This is a genomic window from Pseudomonas sp. AP19, assembly GCF_001728855.1.
GTDB lineage: Bacteria > Pseudomonadota > Gammaproteobacteria > Pseudomonadales > Pseudomonadaceae > Aquipseudomonas > Aquipseudomonas fluorescens.
Genome location: NZ_LXJP01000040.1, coordinates 57,226 through 63,907, shown reverse-complemented (window position 1 = coordinate 63,907; position 6,682 = coordinate 57,226). Strand labels below are relative to the sequence as shown.

The following is a 6,682-nucleotide window of genomic DNA, read 5'->3' as shown; positions in this document are numbered from 1 at the left end:
CTGATGGGGTATTGGATTCGTGGACGAATTCCCAATGAGCAACAGAATCCGCTAAATCGCTGGCTGATCCGGATCTACGAGCCCGCTCTGGACGCCGTATTACGTCGACCCAAAGTAACACTGCTGGTTGCGTTGCTGGTCTTTGTCAGCGCGTTGTGGCCGATCTCTCGTCTGGGTGGTGAGTTTCTTCCCCCGCTGGACGAAGGGGACCTGCTCTATATGCCATCAGCTCTGCCGGGATTATCGGCTCAGAAGGCCGCGCAACTGCTTCAACAGACTGACCGTCTGATAAAGACAGTTCCAGAGGTCGAACACGTATTCGGAAAAGCCGGCCGCGCTGAAACCGCGACTGACCCCGCACCTTTGGAAATGTTCGAAACCACCATCCAATTCAAGCCGCACGAGCAATGGCGGCCAGGCATGACCCAGGAAAAACTCGTGGAGGAGCTGGACCGAGTGGTGCGTGTCCCAGGCTTGACCAACATCTGGATACCGCCGATTCGTAACCGCATTGACATGCTGGCTACCGGTATCAAAAGCCCGATTGGTATGAAAGTTGCCGGTACCAACCTGACGGAGATCGATGCCGTAACCCAAGCCGTCGAACGTGTAGCCAAGGACGTGCCAGGTGTCAGTTCAGCGTTGGCCGAACGAATGATCGGTGGCCGCTATATTGACGTGGATATAGATCGTAACGCTGCGGCCCGCTATGGGTTAAATATTGCCGATGTGCAGTCGATCGTGGCCGGCGCAATAGGCGGTGAAAACGTCGGGGAGACGATTGAAGGGCTGGCTCGTTTCCCGATCAACGTCCGTTACCCTCGCGAGTGGCGTGACTCACTCGGTGCCCTGGAGCAGTTGCCGATCTACACACCTTTGGGTAGTCAGATCACCCTTGGCACTGTGGCGAAGATCAAGGTCAGCGATGGTCCGCCTATGCTCAAGAGTGAGAACGCACGACCTTCAGGCTGGGTGTATATCGACGTGCGTGGCCGGGACATTGCCTCAGTAGTCGCCGATCTTCGACGGATCGTCAGCGAGCAGGTTAAGTTGCAGCCCGGTATGAGCCTGAGCTACTCAGGACAGTTCGAATTTCTCGAAAGGGCCAACGCACGACTCAAACTGGTGGTGCCTGCCACGCTGTTGATCATATTCGTGCTGCTCTACCTAACGTTTTCTCGATTTGATGAGGCCTTGCTGATCATGGCCACTCTGCCATTCGCACTGACTGGTGGGGCATGGTTTCTCTATCTGTTGGGATTCAACCTGTCGGTTGCCACCGGGGTCGGCTTTATCGCCTTGGCCGGTGTTTCTGCCGAATTTGGCGTGATCATGCTGCTCTACCTGAAAAATGCATGGACCGAGCGTCAAGACCTCGTTGACAACACAGAACGCGGGTTGATGGCCGCGATTCGTGAAGGCGCTGTCCAGCGCGTTCGACCTAAGGCTATGACCGTGGCAGTGGTTATCGCTGGTTTGTTACCTATACTTTTGGGAAGCGGTACCGGTAGCGAGGTTATGAGCCGCATTGCCGCCCCGATGATTGGCGGTATGGTTACGGCACCCTTGCTATCGCTGTTTGTGATCCCGGCGGCCTATCACCTCATGCGTCGTCGACACTTGTCCGTTGAGCCTGGCAAGCACTGACGCGTAAAAATGCATACGAAAGGGGCTGCGCTTGCAGCCTCGTTTGAGCTGCATAGCCCGTTTTCATCAGTCCTACGCGTGGTATGTATCGAAATTAGCAAGTTTATGTCTTTTGCATAAACTCGCTAATTTCGATACATACGCTGTGGTCAGTGCAATTACCCACCAGCACTTGCCAGAAAAACGAACGCTGCCACCACTCCATTTCGATGAGCCAAAAAAAGCATCATGCTCAATGCCGACTCAGCATTCGTTACCCTCAAGATCTCTCTTGAAAACGAGGCAAATGACCTTAATATGATCTTATCTTGCCATCATCGTTTTCAATCATGGATGTTTCTCGGGGGTAGGTCGAAATGGCAGAACAAGAAGACGCTAAGCCCGCAAGCGGGCGCTTTAACACAAATGATGAGACGAAGCGGATCGTATGGACCCAGACCGCTGGTCATTGTGAACTGTGCGGCACGGATCTGACGTTCGATTATCGTGCCGGCAAGCCAATGAAATGGGGAGAAGTGGCGCATATCCTGCCCGCCAGTCCCAAAGGCCCTCGGGGACGCGCGGATCATGATGCTGAGGCGCACACAAACAATACCGCTAATCTGATGCTCCTGTGCCCAGGTTGTCATGACAAAATTGATCGTGACGCAGATGGTTATCCTGAAAATGATTTGAGTGGTTTACACCAAGCGTACCTAGAACGCATCCGAATCGCTGCAACGACCCCCGAGGGTGGCAGAGCCATTCCCCTAATTGTCCAGAGTCAGCATTTCCAGACTATCAACGACATTCCCGTTCGCGATCTGTTGACTGCGATGTCTGCTGAAGGACTAACGGCCTTCGATCAAGGCATCAAAATCACTTTCCCTGCGCCCGGACCGCGAGGTAGGGACGCGACCTATTGGCAGAATATCAAAGACAGCGTCCAGTATGAGCTGGAGCAGCAACTCAAGCGTCGCGGCGGCACCTATGGCGATGCGCCTGCACTAGCTGTAGTGGGCTTGGCCGATATTCCAGCTTTGATGATGTTGGGTCAGAGCATCGGCGACCGTTCTAAACGCTTGATCTTCTCTTTTAACCGCGAGCATCTTCTGCGCTGGCCCGATCAGTCCGCTGAGCCGCCCAAGTTTCTGTTTACTCCTCCGCCGGACGGTGATGGCCCACTGGCGCTAGTGCTCTCCATTTCTGCGCAAGTTCCAATTCGCGACGTGACTGACGCCATTCCAGGTGCGCGCATTGCAGAGCTGTCGATTCCGGAACCTAGCTACGCGATGGTACAGAACCGTCGGGTGATTCATGCCTTTCGCGACGCACTCCAAATACGACTGAGCCAGCTTGAGGCTCTGACTCCTGATCCTATCCACGTCTTCGCCGCCATTCCTGCGGCACTGGCCATCGAGTTTGGCGCGTTGCTCACAACGCAGCATCAACATACGTACCTGATCTTCGATCGGGACAAAGAAAACCACGATCGGTTTACGCAAACACTGCAATTGGGCTCGGTGGCCCAGGAGGCTATGTAAATGCTTTTGAGCAACGAACAGACCAAGCGCAGCAGTTGGGAATATTTTCTGCTTCGCGCCGCGCGGGAAATCTCGCTGTCGGAAGCGCAGTACGAAAAAATCAATGACCGCTACTCCCAATTGGAAAAAATCCTCTCGGCTTCTGACAATCCGTTGCTCGCTGAGGCCCATATCTTCGTTCAGGGCTCAATGCGGCTGAAAACCACCATTAAGCCAATTACCGGTGCGCCTGCGGATCTGGACACCATTGATGCGGACGCGATTATCTGGCTCCCTCACGCTCAAGGCGCTGGTGCGAAGGAAGTTCTAGAGGCGATCGAACAGCGTTTTAGAGAAGGCTCCCGCGTTCAGGAAGAAGTTAAGCAACTACGTCGTGGTATTCGGATCGTTTATGCCGACGAAAATCCAGGTTTCCACATTGATGTCACACCTGCCCGCGCGATCAACGGAAATGGTGAAGCAAACGGCGAGGGTAAGCTGGAGGTTCCGGATCGGGACACAGGGTGGAAAGCAAGCAGCCCTATTCCTTACTCGAATTGGTTGCAGGTCGCATCCGCCCAGGAAATCTCCCTGGAAAGCTTGGTGATTGCCAAAAGCCAGCGAATGCTTGATGCCGCGACACAAGATCCTTTGCCGCATTATCAGGACTACATCGATCAAGATCCCCTGCGTGCGACCATAAAGCTGCTTAAGCGGCATCGCGATGAATGGGCCATCAATACAAGGAGCGCTGATACTCGCCCCATATCGGCGGTCATCACCACCCTGGCCACTCACGCATACCTGGATGTCGTGAAGGAATCGCAGTCGAAGCCTTTGGCTCCGCTCGATGCAATTTTGGAAATTGTCCGCAGAATGCCGCAGCACATCGCGCATAGAGGTAACGATTGCTTTGTCTGCAACCCTGCCGATAACGGCGAAAACTTTGCAGAAAAGTGGAATCGGCCAGGCGAGGGGCAAGGCTATCGTCAAGCATTTACCAAGTGGCATGCGGACGCCAGTGCATCCGTATCATTGGGTTTGGAAAGTTTTGAATCCAACGATTCCTTTGCCGAGGCAGTGAAAAAGAATTTCGGTATTGCACCGGCATTCATCACGGCAGTGAACAATGAGATCCCTGCGAATTGGACGATGCCCGGCCGACCGGATGGCACTACTCGAAACTCTGCTTCGATGGGTTCGCTCTTCGGAGGTGCCAGCGGTGGAGGAACCTCTCAGTCGAGCGTAAAGCCAGTTGGACGCCTTGGCTGATCCCATTAAGACGCCATTGCAGCGCGGAATCGCCGCACTGCGAAACACCCTAGGTCAGGATGCTGCCGATGCATTGCTCCAGCCCGCACCCATGCGGGCTGACGAAGCGGCGTGCTTTCACTTCCCCTTGCCCATCGATTACACGGGGCAGGAGCGGCGCCTGCGTATTGGTTTCCCCTCCAACTTTCCCCGTGGGCTCTTGCGGCTGAACGTCGAACCCTCTCCATGGCTGGTTTGGCCGCATGCCACCAAGTCGGGGCTTTGCCTTCATGGCTTTCAGGAACGCCCCATCATGGGCTCCCCGGAGGTTGTGGTAGAGGACAGCCTTGCTCGCTTGGCCCAGATCGTTTCGTTGTCCAAGATGGGATCAAGCCAGGCAACGCGCGATATCGAATTTCAGAATGAGATCACTACCTACTGGTCTTTTCAGCACGGACAGTCGTATCAGAACCTTTTACTTTTGGATCGACCTCAGGCTGCCTCGCAGTTGTTTGCTCTCAGCGATCCGCGCCGGGCTGTGCCATCCGGTCAGGAAACGGTTTGGCTAGCATCGAACATAGCTGCACTCAAAGGGCATTACCGACGGGTTGTGGGGCGCTCCGCTGTCATTCGCGCGGCCGAAACTCCCGGTTTTTACGTCAAGCTTCAGACTTATCCGGATATCCGCACCCCGGATCCAGAAAATTTATTGCCGTGGCTAACGCCCCACCTTCAACCAGACGATGCCGAGCAATTGCTGGCATGGTTTGAGCAGCATGGAACGTTGGCGAGTCGATGGATTGTTCTGGAGCTTCCAGGAGGGACAGATGCTCCAACATATTGCCTCAATGTGCGCTCGCTCGGTGTACAGCAGGAGCGGGGGGCAAAGTTTGGCTTGCGTACAGCGCGGCGCCGGCCAGCTATCGCAAATGCACATCCTCCGGCGCTCGTCCGAGCAACTGCCCTGGACGTGCTTGATCGAGCGTCCATTCTGTCCCGCGATATAAGCGGTACTGCACAGCACCTTGAAAATGCTCGAGTCGTTTGTGTTGGCGTTGGCTCGTTAGGCAGTGCGGTGGCAATACAATTGGCACGATCCGGTGTCGGCCACCTTACCCTCATCGATCCTGACACTTTGGTGTCAGCCAATCTGGGGAGGCACGTTCTGGGAGCGGATAGCCTAGGTAGACTGAAAGCCTCAGCGTTGAGGGACAAGATTCTGTTAGATCTTCCGACGACAGAATGCACAGCTTATTCGACTTTTGCCGAAGTAGTGATGAGCAGCAAACCAGAAGTGTTCGATACCGCAGATCTGGTGGTGATCACGACAGCAGACTGGCAGTCGGAGGTCACTGTATGGCGAGCCAAATCCAGCGGCGTTACTTGGGGGCTTTTACAAGCCTGGAGCGAACCGTACACCCAGGTAGGCCATGCGTTATTCGCACCAGCCGGCACTTTTGATGGTCGTCATTTATTCACGGATATCGGCGATTTTCTGCATAGATTTACAGAGTGGCCGGGAGGAGGTGTGGTTCCACTGCCCGCCTGTGGGGAAAGCTTTATTCCCGGCGGCTCACTGGGCATGACCAATATCGCCTCTATGGTGTCGCACGTGGCTTTACGCGCTTTGACCGGCAACATCGCCACTGCATCTTGGGTCAGCAGTATCTACAGGCCTGAAGATGTTCTGAGCCTAGGAGGCCAATACCATGGTCCCAAACTGCCAGAGGGAGCGCAGCAAATCCTACTCGAGCGCGGATGGCCGGAAGATAAGGACGAAACGGTATGACGGATATAGCTTGGCGCTGGAGATGGGCGGAGGTGGATTCCGAGCTATTGGTGTCGCAAGCTGTCGTGGACATCTTGGATAGTCATCGGCAGGGCCTTTTTGGCGTGGAGCGAGGGGGACAGTTATTCGTCAACCCGGTTAATCCGGAAGGGTTGCTGCTGGCCTTGGCCACGTTGCCTCATCGCGCCGATCGGTCAGGCTGGTCTTGGCTAGAGTTGGATGCGGAGCGGTGCCGTCAGGAGATCCAAGCTGCCAACGAACAAGGGTTACGTCTGGTGGGCTATTGGCATACGCATCCCCAATCTGTTCCGGTGATTTCTCCGGCAGACATAGGAAGTTTCTCCAGATTTGCTGCGCGTTACACGCAGGATCTGCCGCACCCAATAGCCGTTATCGTTGGCAAGTCCGAAAAACCAGAAGGCATCAAGGCTTGGTCGTTCAGGGGCGGCAGATATATTGAGGCAACCTGGCTTAGATAAGCTTCAAGTCGGTG

General features: G+C 54.9%; 5 protein-coding genes. All 5 read left to right on the top strand.

What is annotated here, in order from left to right:
* Positions 1–1,647: efflux RND transporter permease subunit (locus A7D21_RS23855; RefSeq protein ID WP_141718260.1), on the top strand; the 1,647-nt coding region annotated here is incomplete at its 5' end.
* Positions 1,648–2,003: 356 nt separating this feature from the next.
* Positions 2,004–3,170, top strand: coding sequence for an SAVED domain-containing protein (locus tag A7D21_RS23850; protein WP_010565116.1), 1,167 nt, complete (start codon positions 2,004–2,006; stop codon positions 3,168–3,170).
* Positions 3,171–4,421: a nucleotidyltransferase gene (locus tag A7D21_RS23845; protein ID WP_010565117.1), complete on the top strand. Its 1,251-nt coding sequence runs from the start codon at positions 3,171–3,173 to the stop codon at positions 4,419–4,421.
* Positions 4,405–6,189 carry a ThiF family adenylyltransferase gene (locus A7D21_RS23840; RefSeq protein WP_017848899.1) on the top strand — a complete coding sequence of 595 codons (1,785 nt, stop codon included), beginning with the start codon at positions 4,405–4,407 and terminating at the stop codon, positions 6,187–6,189. The genes A7D21_RS23845 and A7D21_RS23840 overlap by 17 nt, the downstream gene beginning before the upstream one ends.
* A complete protein-coding gene (locus tag A7D21_RS23835) occupies positions 6,186–6,668 on the top strand; it encodes a Mov34/MPN/PAD-1 family protein (protein ID WP_010565119.1) in 483 nt (160 codons plus the stop codon). Before A7D21_RS23840 ends, A7D21_RS23835 begins: the two co-directional genes overlap by 4 nt.
* Positions 6,669–6,682 lie beyond the last annotated feature (14 nt).